The organism is Pedobacter sp. KBS0701, assembly GCF_005938645.2.
Lineage (GTDB): Bacteria > Bacteroidota > Bacteroidia > Sphingobacteriales > Sphingobacteriaceae > Pedobacter.
Genome location: NZ_CP042171.1, coordinates 1458664 through 1474442, shown reverse-complemented (window position 1 = coordinate 1474442; position 15779 = coordinate 1458664). Strand labels below are relative to the sequence as shown.

The following is a 15779-nucleotide window of genomic DNA, read 5'->3' as shown; positions in this document are numbered from 1 at the left end:
AATACTTTTATTCATTATAAATTTAGAATTAAATCTATAATGAAAAGGGTGGCAAATACATTATTCATTTTTTACTCATTGTTTTTTATTGTCTACAATCAATCTAATTTATCTAAATAGAGAAATTGTTAATAAATCTGCCAGGACGATAGTACTAAATCAATCATAAAAATGTATAGGTAATGAGTGATGCATCAATCCAGTATTATGGCAAGAAAAGTGACCAATGGACCAGTACGAAATAAGGAGTGCACTAAAGCAAAGCTGATATGTATGCCATACTGATGGGCAGAGTTTACTACCTAACTTTACATGCCAATATGCAAGAGAATCAGTTTTGTGGGATAGACCTGCTGCAAGAGTCTGGCCAGCAGGAAATCAAAAAGGCGATCAAACAATTCATCGATTTTGCTTACGCAAAAGATTAAAGGAATTTCTTAGACCACTTTAGACTATTACTAGCTCCAATGTTAGAGTTTGCTATAAGAGCCAATAAAAAGCTATATGAATGATACAATCAAGTGCTTTACATACAGAAATTCAGAAATAAGTATGTCAGGTTTGCACCTGGTTACCATAACAGGCATAATTGGCATTGGTCCTAAATAGGCAGCCTACATACATATAATTTAAACCATCGTGCACATGACCTGCAAATTGAATTATTAACCCTTTTTGTTCAGCAACAAAAATCAATTTAATTAATTGTAAGTGCCTGAGTTAGGTAAATTTCAGGCTAAAATAATGAACAATCTTTCCGTGTGAGGCGCAAGGCAATATATAACTATAGTTCGTAATAGAAATTAATATATCCCATAAAAGAGATATATTAATTTACTACTTTTACCTTCACGGTTAAATATGCACGTTAAAATTTTTCACGCACTTAAAAACTAATGTAATAGAATGACGAAGACAAAATACATTTTCCTAATTGCTGTAGGTATAGTAATTTCAGTACTTATCGGCTATAAGTTCGGAACCTATAGAACAAGAAAGGGTCTTGCTGCTTCAGAATCAAGCATCCGGCAGACGGATAGTGTGTTGGTAAATGGGTGGGCGAGCGAAGATGAATGCAACTATTGGAAAAAGGCGATCTTCACCATTCCCGAATATGACGGCATTCCTTTAGCATTTCAACGTGCGATCGTCAAAATATTTATTGACAATAAATATGTTACTACAAACGAATATTTTCTGACAAAGATTAAAGACCGCGCATAAAGGTAATCGCTTATGGTGACTTTACCGGAAATGGGGATCGGGAAATGGCATTCCTTCTTGAAAAACGCGATTACTCCAGCAGTGCGATCTGGATTATTACTGAAAAGGGAGATATTATCTACTGGAAGGAAATTAATGATGAGCTGCCCACTATAAAGCATTTTTCTAAGGGATCCTTAATATACCTGGACAAGATGGAATTGGTTCCTGCGCAGGGTAACGGCCTGATAAAACAGGCCAAATCATCTAAATATGTGCTGATATATAACCGCCAGACTAAAACGTTCGATTCATATTATCAATATACAGCAGGTGATATCAGGTCCGCTAAACAGGAACTTGAAGGAGAGGAAAGTGAATCGACCGATACATCTGTAAATGAGTCGTCTCATTAACTGACCCTATGCACAGGTTATGTAGAGCATAGATAAATAATTATTATACTGCTACATCTTAATCTTCTTGAAAGGATAAGTGCTATATGGTGCACATATGGGCTAAAGGGAAAACTTCGAATTTAATCAATGGGCTAAATAAATATCTTAACATACTTAATTTGAAAACCCGTAAACAAGACTGTTCAACAGAAATGTAGGTTATGATGAACATAAAGAGAATACCAGTAATAATCTGCCTTATGAGTAGTATCTGGAGCTGCACAGGATCACCAGACATGCATTGGAAAGAAATAGAAACCAAGGGGACTGAAAAAAGTGAATACAATCCCGGAATTGCGACCGATTACCGTTTTTACAAATTTAAGTTTATTGATGAGCGTATTGGTTTTTTATGTGGAACCTATAACAATTTTGAGGTCATCGATAAAAAAAAATTAACGGCAATACAGGCCGAATTTAATAAGGATGCGGTGGTTCTAATGACTAGAGATAGTGGTCATCAATGGGTCGAACAGGGATTTGGAAAAGGAGAAATCATAGATTTTATATCTATAGGAAAAACGCTATTCGCGCTGAGAAGATCTTATCATGGCAGGTCAGCCGACCGGCAACATTCCCATTTGCACAAATCCTATGATAAAGGAAACACCTGGGAAGAGATTTACGATACAACGGAAGCTATTGATGAAATTCATTTTTGGACGGCAGAAAAGGGCATGGCAACGATGGGACTGAGAGGCTACAACTATGATTCAATTAAGTTCATAAAAACCGATAACGGAGGAAAAACATGGAAAAAGTTCAAAATTCCAAAAGCGCATCAAACGATGGATTTTGCAATTACGAATAAGGGGGTGCTGTACTTTCTTACTGAAAAAAGAACAAGTTATATGAGCGTGAATCTCGAAAACGATGAAATGCAAGAAATGCCGTTAAATCTGCCTAATCTTGCTTTTTCGGTTTTGCTGGATAACCGGCAGAACTTGTATTTCGTAACCCAGAATGCTGCTAAAAGAATCACACTATTTAAAAAACAAGACGCCTGGGGTGATCTTTATCCAATCAGTTTTCCTGTTCCTGGCAACAACATTAATGATGTATGGATTTTCGACAACTGCTTTTTTATCATTGTTGATAACCAGACGGGAGAATATTATAGAAGTGAAAATAACGGGAAAAGCTGGCAAGTGGAAAAACTTGATCAGGGAAAAATACGTGACATTGCTTTTTTTGGGAAAAATAATGTCTGGATACGAACGATTCCAGGAAGGATGTTGATCCGAAAATAACAGCAATTAATAACTTTTTTAAGATACTATCTGTAAAACTTCAACGATGAAAAAAATGTGGCTCATATTACTATCTCTTTTCGTAATCATTATCGGGTTAAATAAACTTACTACGATTAATTTGTCACCTCGATTATTAATACGTTACAATCAATATAAGAATTATCCAGAACTGCGAAACGGTCTAAATTCGGATAAACATTTGCTATACAGGGCCACCCAAACTAGTAATGCTGAGATTTTGTATTTTCCGGATAAAAACTTCGTATTAATCAATAACTTTAAAAAACTCGGTTATTATAATCCCATAAAAATTGACGCAAAAGGCCATAAGATTTTCGAACTGAATATTGATGAAAATAGCCAGTTTAAATTTTTAGAAACGATTAACTGTTTTGCCATTGGCGCAGATGGTATTTATGATATATCTGCAGATCATCCTGCACCACTTCCCTATAATGAAGTATTAAATGAAGACAATTCCATGCAAGGCAATCAATGGGTTGAAATATTTGAGAAAAATTACAAGCAATCAGAAGTTGTACTTTACGGATGGCATACCGATCAGGCCTCTGCCCAATGCGTTTATTTCCAAATAGCTGGAAAATGGACAAAACTATATACCTCTATAAACTCATCTGCTGGAGGAATATATGCTGATGGTTCAGAAATTATCTGTAAAATTAATGGCAAAAATGTACCGCATAAATGGCATGAGGCGCATTTCCTGAAAGATGCACACAAAGGGGTCTATTCAAACTCCCTTCGTTTTAAGGATAGCTATATCAGCACTTATAACTCCGATTTTTCTTTCTTCCCAGACCAATCCTTAAAATACAAAGACAGTGGCAATATCAAGACCGAGGCCTTTGCAAAGGAAAGTTCTACAAAAGAAGGATATTTTAATCCAGGCATACCTTCTACTTTTTATGGTACCGCATATTATGAACTAAATTTAAATGATGACATTTTGCATTTTAAAAGCGTAGCCTATCAGTACAACAGTTTTGGAGAAAGTCCGCAAACTGATTTACATCTTTTTCAGTTACCAGAAATATTTACAAAAAACAGTGATATATGTTTTCTTGCATATGATTACAGCACCAATTTTCATGATAATGGAAAAAAAGGGATCTACATTATAAGGAAAAAGTGATCATTTCAATAACAGAATGGTTAGACTAGAACCAAAACAAGGTGTTAATCGCGGAGAATCTTTATTAGGATATGAAGACATGGACAAATCTGGGATGAATAAAAAAACATTTATTGATATGTTATTATATATTGCAAAAGGGACACAAAGCTTGAAAATCATCAGATAAGCTTATATTCAACGTGGTCATTTATAAACTCAACATTCACATACATTAAAGCTGTTATTGTAGTGCAAAGAAATCTTTTATTAAGCCTTCTATCAATCATTCTTTTGTCTTGCCATACGGATCGCAAAGAAAAACAGAAACCGGAAGTCAAGCCTGATATCGCTGCCGTTGTAAAGCCAAATCACGGCCCTGCAAGTAATACAGAACGCGAAAAAATAATCATCGAACTCAATAAATTCAGTGATGCGATAGCAAAAGAGGATGAAACTGTCATCTTAAGTTTTTTTGACTTTCCTTTGGCAGATAGCACTGTTAATTTTTTTGAAGTAGATAGCATTTTCGATGCCGAACGTAGCGTAAATAATGGTGCTATTACCAAAAAGATGTTCACCAATTCGTTTAAAACGATTTATGAAAAAACGGATATGATTGAATTAATTAATTTATTCAATCATTTAAATACAAATGATTTAGAGAAAAAAGATAAAATTTATTTTGAGAATAAGGTGAAAGATGAGGGCTGTTATCACCTGTATACTATTCACATTAAAAATAATGAAATCAATATTTCTTATGGCACAAACTCAAATGATGATTATAGAAAAGCACACCCTGATGAAGAAGAGGTATGTGATGAATATGCGCAAATGTGGACCTTTAAATTTGAAGATAATAAAATGAAGTTTCTTAAACATAGGATAGCAGGATAACGATATTAAATAAACTGCTTTTACTTGCAACTGTTGGAGATAACCTGCTCACCCCTATCAAACAAATATAATTTATTAGTAAACCCGCCATCACATTTGACCACGTAATAGTTGGCTATATAATCGTCTTTATAACGGGATATTTCATTGGTATTCAATGCATCATGGCTTTCAATGTTTTCGGTGAAATAGGATGTGTTTGCTGTTTTTTTATAGAATACGAAATTGAGGGAATGTACTTTTGTATCTTTCATGAACTTATTGCTGCCCAACCTGCCATTGACATATTCTGCAATGGAATTTTTAAGTTCTATTTCATCAGCAATAGGGTTGGCTATTAAAACATAGAAGGAAATCTTTACATCGTTTTTATAATAGGAATTTGTAAATGTCATATGATCAAGGGAAATAAATTCCTGCTTTTTATCAAAACAACTTACTAAAGTCATCAATGTAAAAAAGCCAATCAGGTTTTTTGTTAAATGTACACACATCATTTATATATCTTAATTTTATTAATTACTATTTTTTCATCCAAGTAATGATCATACGCTGTTATTTTCTATTAGTCAGCTCCATACTTTTCTAACCCTGTTCTGGCAGGTAAATTTTCTTTGTATCCTTGGATCACCCTGAACTAATTATCTCTTCACGGTTTCCCGCCTATTGTTTTTGTAGCTATTGATAACGGATCTTCGCTTTATCTTCACCTTGCCAGCACATGTTTTACCAACGCAAGTGATGCCCTGATGAGTAGCATATTGCATGCCTTTATTTGATGAGATAAATAGTTTTGTCATCATAACTAAGCAGTGCATAATGGAGCCTTGGATTGATATAATACCCATAGCCTTCTATAACCATAGGGGCTGCTCTTTATTTTTTGTCAGCGTCGCTATATTTTTGCCATCAAATTCAACGGACGACTGTTGCCAATCCTCGGAGAGGTAAAAAAATTCTTTAAGCCTTATGGTATCAGTCTTAAAGATAATGTCAGAATATAGGTTTCCGTGATATATCTCTTTATCAAAACCAGGTGCATTTCCACCCCCGCCGGAAAATCTGACCTTTTCAGATTTTAGCTTCTGATAATAACAGTACCGGATGTTTTTTGAGGGAATGATTTTTTTATTTAACCGGGAATCGATCACTTTAAATAGACTGTTCAAAAGGAGCTTTTCCATATCATACGAAGTAAAATACTTATATGTATTTAAATCGGTGTAAAACTGAAAACATTTGTTTTGCAAAAAACAGGTCAGGATAGCGAAGGGCTTTATTGATGTAACGGTATGAATGCCTTCACTGGTTCTCTTCTTTGGTGCCGGATCTTCCACCTGGTAATCTGCACATATGTCTTTTCCATTTTGAAGAATATTGTCAAGTTGTTTCTGCTGGGCTGCTGCACTATCTCTGAAATTCATGTTTTAAATAAAATGTAAAAAGGTTGCTTGTTGCCATTGCTAACCCATTTATAATACTGATACTTCACCTTATTGATGATAACGCCTCTTATAAAAGCAATATTGAATGGACTATCCACTAATACCAGCGAATCAATGACCACACCTCTCGGGTTGATTTTGTAGAATTTATTTTCTGTCGTCTTTGTCACAGTGTACAAGATGATATTATGCTCATCGCTAATAAATGATTGAACCGGCTGGGTACTTTCCACCAGCAGTTTCATTGTCGTTTTTCATGCATGGAAAATGGTTTGACATCTTAAAAATTTTTGGGGCAATTGATCAGCCTTCATATCCTTTGTTCCACAGCCTGATAAACAAATATTCAAATAAATAATTCCAACACTATATAATTGGATACGAGACATATATAAAAATTTAACCTTAAATAAAGACAAATTTATTTTGTAATCCAATAAAATGCATTGGATTAATTGCAAGATCAACCACGTAATGGTTCATAAGTTGCAAGACTGTTTATAATCCGCCGAAAATGGAATAATTTATTCATTTTTTTAAATCGAGTACATTCTTGAAATCTAAGCTTGAGGACAGCTTATAAGGTTTCCAGGTTTTTAACTTTACCTCTTTTAACCAAACGAATATACTTTTCATTACATTTTTTAAAATTTACATATTGATTCATCGAATTACCTGAGTTTTGAATATAAATGGTATCCTTTTCAAGCATTGAACTTATCTCATTAAAATCAAGATAGATAGCATTATCTGCCTTTGAAATTTTTACATTTCCTTTGATTGTTTTTCCATTACCGAGATCAAAAACGAAATGGTTGGCACTATTTATCTTAAGGCCAAGTTTGCATTTAGTCTCAACCGAATAATAATTTCCGGCGATATTTTGAGAACTTGCAAAATGAGAAATCAACAAAAACTGGAAGATCAGGTAGCAGGTAATCCCGACTCTTGAATTTGAACTTTTTTTGCCATCCCTTTTGCACTTTTTATTTCGGCTTATTATGGATAGATCTGTCAGCGAATTGAATGTATTGTAAAGAATATTTTGGCCCATGATTAATCTGTATATTGAGTTTTACAGATGTAATTTTACTGTTTTTTAACCTAACTTTTACCATCCATTGATCAATTGTGCAAAGGCAGAGATTTCTGATACAGCGAAAAATCTCTACTTTTAGTCGAAACTGGTTTTTGGCAACAAATGAAATAAATCAAAAATCCAGATTTACAGGTGTATTAAAGAACAATTTACCTATACAATGAACAAATCAATTAAATACTTACTGTGCCTGATATTCTTCATTCATATCTCATGCCGGAAAAAAAAAGAGCATCAAAAAACAAAAGCAATGACAAAATATGAATGGACACAAGGAACTTCAGCTGCCTTGGGATATCCGATGGAAGTATATAAAGGGGGAATCGAATGTGAAGGCGGAGAACATGTTGAATTAGGTTTTGGCATTACTCCCGGCGGAAATACGTGGGGTGCTATAAATAATGGAATGGACGATGGTTTTAAAACCCTTCCGCTCCGCTTAGATTTTATTTGGATCTCTTATATGGAAAACCAATTCTATAAGATAGATAAACCAGTTGATAGCGATAAATTAAGATCATATTTCAGCAAAGGATATGAAGTAAAAGTGACGAACGGAAGCGGGGATACTGAGCACTTGAATTATGATAGAATTGCCGTGGGAATGGCTCCCGGCGGAATTGTTGTGGTTTGGGTAGCCGGAGCAGGTGTCCAGAAAGAAGTAGGGCGGTATCAGGGAACAAAAATAAAAATTCCGAAATCGGAAATTGCCAGATTGGATAGCCATGAAAACCGTTTTTGGCGAAAAGATTATCTGGAAATGGTACATACCCGTGAACAGATCATCCCGGCAGAGGTAAGGGTCGAAAATAAGGGTAAACCTATTCCTTTTGGAAAATGGGATACCCATAGGATACGTTACAACTGGAAACCTGTCTTTGAATTACCGGAAAAAGCAAAGCTCAACCCATTAACAGACCTTGGAATCAGTATGGTCAACGGAGAAATGGAACAACTTGATGCTGCAAAATTTCTTCTGTCCCAAGCTACCGAAAGGGCAATACCTACTAGAATAACTTTTGAATTTATTGGCATCGATAATAAGAAGTATGGAGCAAGTTGTGATCTTAACGAAAAATCAAGCATTGAAGCATTTAAAACCGTATTTGGAAAACATCCGGATTCAACTAAAGCAGAAATCGTAATTAAAGTAAGTGAATCAAAGAAACGTTTTACTATAATCCTAAAAGGCGAAAATGGTAAAGCGGCTTATATAAAAACGGATAAAATCGAGGTTTTCTAAAATGAAGATTATGGAGAAAATGGGTGTATAATAGTGCTAAAGATATAATATTAAGCTTTATCTATGATAGATTAAAACTAGAAGGTAGCCTTTAACAATTATTCAGGTTGTTTTCGTGACCAGGTGAGGATATAAATAAATCCTATACGCTCAAATGTTTATGGGTTTGAATCTTAACACCGTTATTGACTATTTGAAATGAGGTTTGATAAATTCCATCAATGAACTAAAAATAAGGATAAGTCAACGAGTTGAAACACGTTGTACATGGACCGGATTCGTGGCGCTTATTTATCATTTCCAATTGGACAGAAAGCAGCTAGGGTTCACCAGCTACGCATGTCCAAGCTGATCGTCCCAACCCTCATGAGACTGTATGCTTTCGCGTACTGCATGCAATGCAGGAAGATCAAGCAGACAGCCCTGGCTTTCGCAACGGGCATGATCTTTTTCATCCAAGAGAATGGTTCCGATCACTTCGCCATTTTCTGCTATTTCATACCGGGCATCTCCCAACGGACGAATGTCATACAATTTTTCTTTGCCCTCTACTGCTACTGCTATTCTGAACTGTTCCATGTTTTGTGATTTGTTGGCTGAATTATTTTCTGTTTCTTCCGGCTTTTCATCACCGGTCCCGTCCTGCTGAAATCTAGCATCCAGTTCATCGGTCTCTGCGGTAACGGCAGGATCCATGAGCACTTTTTGCTCCCCTCCTTCTTTTTTGGGCTGCAGCTGGTCTTTGATGGCTTCCATGTTTACAGTTTTCTATTAAACAATTTTCCAAGCATTTGGTTCGCCTATGGCAACTTATTTTAATTGTTAAACCGAGAATGTAACAAGTCATTCTCAACTTCAAAAGAATTAGTGCCTTATCACAATAATCCTTTTCGGATTTTGGAAAATTCCATCACACCGTATTCTTGCAAAAAACATAGGGATTAAAGCAATTTAATCCCTGTTCTACGCTATTACTGACCGGTATCCAAGCCGCGTCCGGTTTTATGCTGCAGTTCATCTATACGCTTTGAAGCCTCCGATTTGGTCAGGTTTTCATCAAATTCCTCACCGGCCTCATCAGAAAGCGTCTTTAAATAAGACCCCTGCGCTCCCGTCATCGGCTCACCGCCTGTGGTCCAATCATCAGGATTTTTAACCGTATTATCACCAGTAATTCCATTACCGGCATTTCCCGGGCCCTGCCCGCCACTAACCTTTTTGTTTTCTTCGCTATTCATCATCATATTATTTATATTCCTTCCATCAAACAAACCAAAAGGAGTCAAAGTTTGATTTATTCTCTTTAGGAATGGAGATTAGTCTACTAAATAGTTTTGCTGCCTTATCCTATTCATCTCAATAAACACCCTATGGATTAATGTTAGCGACAGTTTCGAAAATACCGAGGAAAGGCGGCTGTTTTATGTCGCCCTGACCCGCGCCCGCCACCAGGTCTATCTTCAATATCATCCACATAATATGAACAAATTCTTAGCAGAACTTATCCAGGACCATGGCATTGCTGAGGGACAAACCGCTCAGCAGAAATGCCCAAGCTGCGACGGCATTATGACAGCCAGAAGTTCAGATAAGTGAAAGTTTCGGGGATGCAGCAATTATCCTCGCTGCAAACAGGTTACGTGCGAGGCTGCTATTGCAAAATAAACATGAAGACAAAGAAGCTCATTAAAAGAACCTAAAAAATTGGACTGTCTATATTTAGGTGTGTACTTCGGTGGAAGTGGTTCCTCCCCACTGTTAGTAGTCGACCTGTGTAAGGAAAATTTTCGGTTACAAACATCCCTTTAACCAACTACTTGCGTACACTTCTTCAGGATCCCAATCGATATTGAATTTTACCACCAAAAGTAGGGAAGAGCCTGGAAGTGACCGATTATATAAGGCTAGGTTTCTACTACATTATTCCAGCATCAATAATGTAGTCACCCCCAATTGTTTTATATCTAATGGTCTTATCTGTAGCGCTCATAATTTCGTAAATTTTTTCTTGATACTCTCCATCTATTAAAAAACATAAGAAGACATGTCCTTCAAATTCATCTATATAGTAGGTTCCAAAAAATTTCCGCCCGTCTTTGTCAACACTAAGTTTATAAAATGCATGTTCATGACCGAATTGAATATCGTCATTTACATTAAAGAATCTTATGGTATCATTCCCTATTATCCATTTTCGCTTACTTGTGAGCGCATTAAAAAGTAGAGTTTTATCGATTTTTTTTTCAATCCTTTTTAATGAATAATAGGTGTAATAATCACTGTCTATCTGCAGTACCATGTTATTTACTGACAAGGATATAATTTTGAATTTCGCCTTTTCAGTTAGAATTTCGTTATTACTAATCTGATAACTATACGCGGCTACGCTTGAATTTGATCTTCCTCGAGTAATTAGCTTATTAGAAATCGAAACAAAATTAAGGAAAGCTGGAACGATTTTCACATTCCAAAGAGACTTTGGAGCACCCTCTTTTAACATCCAAATTTGCTTTAATGTTGTATCTTGATCATTTATCATAACTTTAATTTTCGAGACTGTGGCTACTGATTTTCCTGGCCAACATAAAATAATAAAAATAAAAAATATCAAGCGTTTCATAAAAGTGAATTAAAAACCTAGAGCTTCTAAGATATGTTACATTCCGGCTAGTGCCCAGGGTGGCATCTGTGATCCCGTGCTGACTAAAGGTACGGTATATTCTGGTTCTGGTACATAAAAACCATCGGGCAGAGTTACGCCCGACGTTGCAGATCTCGCTTTCACCATTATAAACCGACACAATAAACCAACGTCATACACCTGATATACTATGCTAAACTTTTTAAAATCGATTGTTATTTCCGCACGCACCATGTGGTCATTGCCCTCATGTTCTGTACGTTTGTAGTCTTAATCGGCTCGTGAAGTTGTCCGCCAAGTTTTTTGGTGAGCCTAACCAGCATTTCCTGGTTAACCAAGAACCGCTCTGATCCGTCCGGAAGAATATACCTGCCATTTCCGATAAAATGGACCAGTGATTCAATACCGATTTCCGAGGCCAGCCGACAGAAGAAATATCCACCGGGTTTAAGTACGCGCCACATGGAGCTTAACATCGCTTCAAAATGTTCCTGGTTTTCTGCAAAGTGGAGTACAGCAGAACTAATGACCAGATCAAAACTTTCATTTTCAAATGGTAATTGTTCCACAGGCGCTATGCTGAAGTTTTCTTCGGATTGATATGGGGATAGCCACTAGCTATATTTCTAACTTGTGCTATAGCTTCAGTATTTTGATCTACCCCATAAACCTGCGCACCACTTCTTAAAAAGTAAAGCAGGTTTCTTCCAGTACCACATCCAGCATCCAAAACTGTGTTGCACCCATCATAAGTACCTTTTAGTAACTGGTCGAATAAATAAATATCAATGTTTCCGAAGGTTTCCCGTATATGCTCGCTTTTCATCTCTCGGGCAAAGATAATTACAAATTGCCCCGGATGAAAATCATTGTCCTGACAAATGGCGGCTTAAAAATATGGTCTTGTGCATTAGCGTATTGCCCCCTGTCCTATTTACTTTGGAGGAGTAGTTTCATTTTCCGGGAAGAGCAAGGTTCCCAGACCTACCAGTATGCCAATACTTCATACTGTCTTTTTTTGATGGTGCCTTAATGCATAATAAGATGTGGGTTTCAGTTGGTTGCAATATGGAATAATTCAGGGAGAAATTCCACTATGCTGGCAGTCCCTACTCCAGCGAGTTTATGGTGAGGCATGATCGGATAATCATGGCTCTTATAAACCGAGGATATAAAATTGATTAAAAGGCTTATGAAAAGCCCTACCGATTCCTAACTTTTAAGTGACATACTTGGTGATCAGTACTTTAATCAATATATTTAAATTCAATTCTTTTACCGTGGCTGAAGAAGACAACCAACATTAAAGATGATTTTCGTGAAAGCTTCAGGAAATTGACGGATAACGATATCACTGCATTTATAACAAAGCAATCATCCATTATCCGCATCAAAATACCGATGCTTCAACTGATAAGTTAACAACTGATTTTACACCTGTTTATTTACAGAATGCTCTACTAGCATTACCTAAAACGAAGAATTATGAAAGAATATCTCTTACAAACAAGTGGAACAATAGGGATTTGGCTATTGTAATTGCTTTTATCTTTTGGCCAAGGAAATCTTAAAAGAAGATGAATGGTGGTAGTTGCTGGAAACCCCGACATTTATTCAGTTTGTCCAGGTGGGACTCGGAACCTAATCTCATTTGCTTGAATATCAATACTTTAAACCTCAACAACAAAATAGGCTCACCAAATGCTCACTTATATTTTGCAACTATTTGACTGTAATTGACTTATTTAAAAATAAATAAAACCAATGAATTTATCAAATAAACTTTGTTTAATGATAATAATAAATCTATTTGCGCATTTAACATCATTAGATTTATCGCTGACAGATATTGTAACGAATCCAATTCCCTCCTGTATATAATTCTAGGTTATTACCTTTAATAAAGGATGCCTCATATGAAAAAGTAGATGAATAGCTTCCGATAATATATTTAGTCTGAGACAAAAGATACATCTCAAAGAGTGGTTGATATAGTGAATCGACCGTAGTAGGAAAAACAATTCTTAAATCTGGGAATTCAGATTCAATACGCTTTCTAACTTCTGGATTATCCGTGCATATTAAGATAGACTCATTGCCTAAGCTCCTTAGCTTTTCGATAAAAATTTCCAACGATGTGTTAAGTTTTAATGTAGTTTTCAAATAATCTTGAAAATTATCCGTATGTCTGATGTGAATTCCAATAAAATTTGATAAATCTCCTGAACAGTGAGATCTAATAAATTCTTCGACTTCTCGTAAAATCTCGATAGGCCAGTCAATTTCGGCATAAAACTGTAATTTATTTTTTAAATAGATCTCATTTGACATTGTTGAAGGTCTGGCTGAATATATATGCTTGGCACCAAACTCAAATGCTGGAAAGCGATCAATTATCGCTTCAACAATCGGATGACTATTTGTTCCATAGATATCGAAGAAAGTCATTAGCTTTAATTCACTGAAATCTATATAAGTTCCTTCTGGATAATATTTGATCTTGTCTGGGAACAATTTTTCTATTACCTGAATCGTCGCATTTGGAGAATTACTTTTACTTAAATCTATATCCCAGTTATAACCTAAACTATCTGCCAAGATTTTAATTGTTGAGATATTTCTTAAACAATTACCTAATTGTCCTGATAACTGAACATGAATGCAATTATAGTTTGAGATAATCCCGTTGCCATTCATTTTAAATGCGAACGCATAATATTTTTGACTCTCTTTTAATGGAACTAATATAACTGCGTCCTCTGCATTATTCATTGAGTAACCTTCCCATTTATTTGAATTGCACACCAAAGAATATAATCTGGACGTGGAGGAATAAATCTCTAAATAAGATCTCTCGCCATATCGTATAATATCCCAGTGTTTTTTTTCTTCATCATTACCAATTCCTACAAGTCCATTTTTACAAAAGGATATTAAACTGCTCTCTTTGTCTGGAATTATTAATCTATAAATATTCTGAGTTAACAAAAGGGCCAAATCTCTTTGATCTTCATCTTTGCAACTAGGAAACCAAAACGGTATTGGTGAAATCTTCATAAAAAATTTTGTTGTTAATTAGTTTCATAAAAGGCGCATTGCCTTTGATAAGTCAATTTCATTAACACGAAACAGAAATCGCATGTCCGCCCTAATTGACACAATATTGTAAAAAACAGTAATCCTCTGGTAGATATTAATGGTCTTTTTAGCCTTTCGCAAAAGCATTAATGTTAAAATATGAAAATAGAAATCTACCAGCTTGATGATTAATATTTAAGGTTAATATCTATGTTGAGCTATATGAGCTAGGATAAGTTCGTCTTGATAAAAATTCATCATTCGTAATGTCCTCAATTCCTTGAGGCATCTATCTTCGAAACCATGCATTACATCGTCAAAATGGATTAGCTCGGTGTCTCCATGAAGATCGATGGAACTGTGATGATTGGGGTTTGGGTTCAAAGAACATCCCAACTTTTTTGCGGTGGTACTATATCCTTTAATTATTTTCCAAACATATTCTGATTCATGGGTTATATCCCATTTTAAAAGATTTCTGTGAAGAAATATAATTCTCCCATCAGAATCATGTTGAGCCATTGTCACTCCTGAAAATTTTCCAGTTTGCAAATCATTATAACCGCATGACGATACAGGTTTTTTTATCATATAAAAACTTTTTCCCATGGCCATCCACGCAAATCTGAACGTATCCTTATCCCCATAAATAAATCGGTAATAATCATTGGCATTAATATTGAAATACGCTGCCAATTGTAGCTCTTTCCAGCACTTTTCTTTGTTAATTAAAAGTTGGCCACTTTCCTGTTCCCATTCATTGCAATAGTCTAATTCCAAGATTTTCCAAATAGGGTTTTCTTGACTGGTTTTCCAGAAATCAGGCCAGAAGATGCAACCGTTTTGCAGATAATTTGGATCGTCAAATAGATAAGAAGGATCAGATGTGCATACATTATCTGCATCAAGGAATAAAACTTCCCTAAATTTACTATATAATATGGATAACGGCTTCATGAGGAATCCATGAGGACTACCGTCTACGAATTCCCGCATATCCATACAATCCACATCAAGATTTTTGAGTGCCTCAATCATTTTAAAGGAAAGTTCCTTGTTATAGTACCAAACTTCAACTGGTAACACGCACCCAGAATTTCTTAGCATTTTGATAAGGATATAGGCCGATGTAAAATATCTAATTCCTCCAGCACTTATTACAATTCCTTTCCCTTTTCCAATCTTCTGTCCATCAAAATATTCCTGATCCTGCAAGAAGATTTGAAGTTTTGATTTAATGGATAAAAGATCGTCTTCACTAATAAAGTAGTTTTTTAAGATAATGGGGTTTTCTAAGCTAGTCATTGCCTTTGTTATCTAAAGATTA

At 35.5% G+C, this 15779-nt stretch carries 19 protein-coding genes and 1 pseudogene; 9 read left to right on the top strand and 11 right to left on the bottom strand.

Translation table 11 applies throughout. The features are described 5' to 3' along the window. Positions 1-269 precede the first annotated feature (269 nt). The 7 genes from FFJ24_RS05860 to FFJ24_RS05835 all read left to right on the top strand — a co-directional run bounded on the left by FFJ24_RS05860 (position 270) and on the right by FFJ24_RS05835 (position 4946). Positions 270-428, top strand: a complete 159-nt coding sequence (locus FFJ24_RS05860) for a hypothetical protein (protein WP_246862750.1) — start codon at positions 270-272, stop codon at positions 426-428. Positions 429-906: 478 nt separating this feature from the next. Next, complete coding sequence (locus tag FFJ24_RS05855) at positions 907-1224, top strand: hypothetical protein (protein WP_138823426.1); 318 nt, start codon at positions 907-909, stop codon at positions 1222-1224. 44 nt (positions 1225-1268) lie between these two features. Beyond that, on the top strand, positions 1269-1619 hold the full coding sequence (locus FFJ24_RS05850) for a hypothetical protein (RefSeq protein ID WP_138823424.1): 351 nt from the start codon (positions 1269-1271) through the stop codon (positions 1617-1619). Between the two features lie 242 nt (positions 1620-1861). After that, on the top strand, positions 1862-2911 hold the full coding sequence (locus FFJ24_RS05845) for a hypothetical protein (protein ID WP_210419468.1): 1050 nt from the start codon (positions 1862-1864) through the stop codon (positions 2909-2911). Positions 2912-2957: 46 nt separating this feature from the next. After that, positions 2958-4067: a hypothetical protein gene (locus FFJ24_RS05840; protein WP_138823420.1), complete on the top strand. Its 1110-nt coding sequence runs from the start codon at positions 2958-2960 to the stop codon at positions 4065-4067. Positions 4068-4083: 16 nt separating this feature from the next. After that, complete coding sequence (locus FFJ24_RS25990) at positions 4084-4236, top strand: hypothetical protein (RefSeq protein ID WP_168202397.1); 153 nt, start codon at positions 4084-4086, stop codon at positions 4234-4236. Positions 4237-4298: 62 nt separating this feature from the next. After that, positions 4299-4946: a hypothetical protein gene (locus FFJ24_RS05835; RefSeq protein WP_138823418.1), complete on the top strand. Its 648-nt coding sequence runs from the start codon at positions 4299-4301 to the stop codon at positions 4944-4946. Between the two features lie 20 nt (positions 4947-4966). Here FFJ24_RS05835 and FFJ24_RS05830 read toward each other — a convergent pair whose 3' ends face one another. The 4 genes from FFJ24_RS05830 to FFJ24_RS05815 all read right to left on the bottom strand — a co-directional run bounded on the left by FFJ24_RS05830 (position 4967) and on the right by FFJ24_RS05815 (position 7445). Continuing rightward, on the bottom strand, positions 4967-5443 hold the full coding sequence (locus tag FFJ24_RS05830) for a hypothetical protein (RefSeq protein WP_138823416.1): 477 nt from the start codon (positions 5441-5443) through the stop codon (positions 4967-4969). A 357-nt stretch (positions 5444-5800) separates the two neighbouring features. After that, positions 5801-6370, bottom strand: coding sequence for a hypothetical protein (locus tag FFJ24_RS05825; RefSeq protein WP_138823414.1), 570 nt, complete (start codon positions 6368-6370; stop codon positions 5801-5803). After that, positions 6367-6636, bottom strand: a complete 270-nt coding sequence (locus tag FFJ24_RS05820) for a hypothetical protein (RefSeq protein ID WP_138823412.1) — start codon at positions 6634-6636, stop codon at positions 6367-6369. The genes FFJ24_RS05825 and FFJ24_RS05820 overlap by 4 nt, the downstream gene beginning before the upstream one ends. 332 nt (positions 6637-6968) lie before the next feature. After that, complete coding sequence (locus FFJ24_RS05815) at positions 6969-7445, bottom strand: hypothetical protein (protein WP_138823410.1); 477 nt, start codon at positions 7443-7445, stop codon at positions 6969-6971. 205 nt (positions 7446-7650) lie between these two features. Here FFJ24_RS05815 and FFJ24_RS05810 point away from each other — a divergent pair, with 205 nt between their 5' ends. Beyond that, a complete protein-coding gene (locus tag FFJ24_RS05810) occupies positions 7651-8733 on the top strand; it encodes a DUF2931 family protein (RefSeq protein ID WP_138823408.1) in 1083 nt (360 codons plus the stop codon). 333 nt (positions 8734-9066) lie between these two features. On the opposite strand, the gene FFJ24_RS26450 is transcribed toward FFJ24_RS05810, so the two are convergent. Both FFJ24_RS26450 and FFJ24_RS05800 read right to left on the bottom strand, forming a co-directional pair. Next, the gene (locus tag FFJ24_RS26450) at positions 9067-9489 is read right to left on the bottom strand and encodes a hypothetical protein (protein WP_246862748.1); all 423 of its coding nucleotides are present in this window, start codon (positions 9487-9489) and stop codon (positions 9067-9069) included. Positions 9490-9704: 215 nt separating this feature from the next. Further along, entirely contained in the window at positions 9705-9977 is a 273-nt protein-coding gene (locus FFJ24_RS05800) for a DUF3072 domain-containing protein (RefSeq protein WP_246862747.1), read from the bottom strand. A gap of 100 nt (positions 9978-10077) precedes the next feature. On the opposite strand from FFJ24_RS05800, the pseudogene FFJ24_RS26740 reads away from it, so the two are divergent. Then, positions 10078-10194 (top strand): annotated as a pseudogene (locus FFJ24_RS26740) (ATP-binding domain-containing protein); the annotation flags it as partial. 454 nt (positions 10195-10648) lie between these two features. Here the strand turns inward: FFJ24_RS26740 and FFJ24_RS05790 are convergent. The 5 genes from FFJ24_RS05790 to FFJ24_RS05775 form a co-directional block, all read right to left on the bottom strand. Continuing rightward, positions 10649-11353, bottom strand: a complete 705-nt coding sequence (locus FFJ24_RS05790; protein WP_138823404.1) for a hypothetical protein — start codon at positions 11351-11353, stop codon at positions 10649-10651. Positions 11354-11589: 236 nt separating this feature from the next. Further along, positions 11590-11943, bottom strand: a complete 354-nt coding sequence (locus tag FFJ24_RS05785) for a class I SAM-dependent methyltransferase (RefSeq protein WP_256377608.1) — start codon at positions 11941-11943, stop codon at positions 11590-11592. Between the two features lie 5 nt (positions 11944-11948). Next, the gene (locus tag FFJ24_RS26645) at positions 11949-12200 is read right to left on the bottom strand and encodes a bifunctional 2-polyprenyl-6-hydroxyphenol methylase/3-demethylubiquinol 3-O-methyltransferase UbiG (protein ID WP_256377607.1); all 252 of its coding nucleotides are present in this window, start codon (positions 12198-12200) and stop codon (positions 11949-11951) included. A 1007-nt stretch (positions 12201-13207) separates the two neighbouring features. After that, on the bottom strand, positions 13208-14431 hold the full coding sequence (locus tag FFJ24_RS05780; protein WP_138823402.1) for a hypothetical protein: 1224 nt from the start codon (positions 14429-14431) through the stop codon (positions 13208-13210). 222 nt (positions 14432-14653) lie between these two features. Continuing rightward, entirely contained in the window at positions 14654-15757 is a 1104-nt protein-coding gene (locus tag FFJ24_RS05775) for a hypothetical protein (protein ID WP_138823400.1), read from the bottom strand. Positions 15758-15779 lie beyond the last annotated feature (22 nt).

Excerpts from the sequence above, each read along its gene's own strand:
- FFJ24_RS05860 (WP_246862750.1), top strand. The coding sequence starts at position 270 with ATGTATGCCATACTGATGGGCAGAGTTTACTACCTAACTTTACATGCC.
- FFJ24_RS05855 (WP_138823426.1), top strand. The coding sequence starts at position 907 with ATGACGAAGACAAAATACATTTTCCTAATTGCTGTAGGTATAGTAATT.
- FFJ24_RS05850 (WP_138823424.1), top strand. The coding sequence starts at position 1,269 with ATGGCATTCCTTCTTGAAAAACGCGATTACTCCAGCAGTGCGATCTGG.
- FFJ24_RS05845 (WP_210419468.1), top strand. The coding sequence starts at position 1,862 with ATGAGTAGTATCTGGAGCTGCACAGGATCACCAGACATGCATTGGAAA.
- FFJ24_RS05840 (WP_138823420.1), top strand. The coding sequence starts at position 2,958 with ATGAAAAAAATGTGGCTCATATTACTATCTCTTTTCGTAATCATTATC.
- FFJ24_RS25990 (WP_168202397.1), top strand. The coding sequence starts at position 4,084 with ATGGTTAGACTAGAACCAAAACAAGGTGTTAATCGCGGAGAATCTTTA.
- FFJ24_RS05830 (WP_138823416.1), bottom strand. The coding sequence starts at position 5,443 with ATGATGTGTGTACATTTAACAAAAAACCTGATTGGCTTTTTTACATTG.
- FFJ24_RS05825 (WP_138823414.1), bottom strand. The coding sequence starts at position 6,370 with ATGAATTTCAGAGATAGTGCAGCAGCCCAGCAGAAACAACTTGACAAT.
- FFJ24_RS05820 (WP_138823412.1), bottom strand. The coding sequence starts at position 6,636 with ATGAAACTGCTGGTGGAAAGTACCCAGCCGGTTCAATCATTTATTAGC.
- FFJ24_RS05815 (WP_138823410.1), bottom strand. The coding sequence starts at position 7,445 with ATGGGCCAAAATATTCTTTACAATACATTCAATTCGCTGACAGATCTA.
- FFJ24_RS05810 (WP_138823408.1), top strand. The coding sequence starts at position 7,651 with ATGAACAAATCAATTAAATACTTACTGTGCCTGATATTCTTCATTCAT.
- FFJ24_RS26450 (WP_246862748.1), bottom strand. The coding sequence starts at position 9,489 with ATGGAAGCCATCAAAGACCAGCTGCAGCCCAAAAAAGAAGGAGGGGAG.
- FFJ24_RS05800 (WP_246862747.1), bottom strand. The coding sequence starts at position 9,977 with ATGATGATGAATAGCGAAGAAAACAAAAAGGTTAGTGGCGGGCAGGGC.
- FFJ24_RS05790 (WP_138823404.1), bottom strand. The coding sequence starts at position 11,353 with ATGAAACGCTTGATATTTTTTATTTTTATTATTTTATGTTGGCCAGGA.
- FFJ24_RS26645 (WP_256377607.1), bottom strand. The coding sequence starts at position 12,200 with ATGAAAAGCGAGCATATACGGGAAACCTTCGGAAACATTGATATTTAT.
- FFJ24_RS05780 (WP_138823402.1), bottom strand. The coding sequence starts at position 14,431 with ATGAAGATTTCACCAATACCGTTTTGGTTTCCTAGTTGCAAAGATGAA.
- FFJ24_RS05775 (WP_138823400.1), bottom strand. The coding sequence starts at position 15,757 with ATGACTAGCTTAGAAAACCCCATTATCTTAAAAAACTACTTTATTAGT.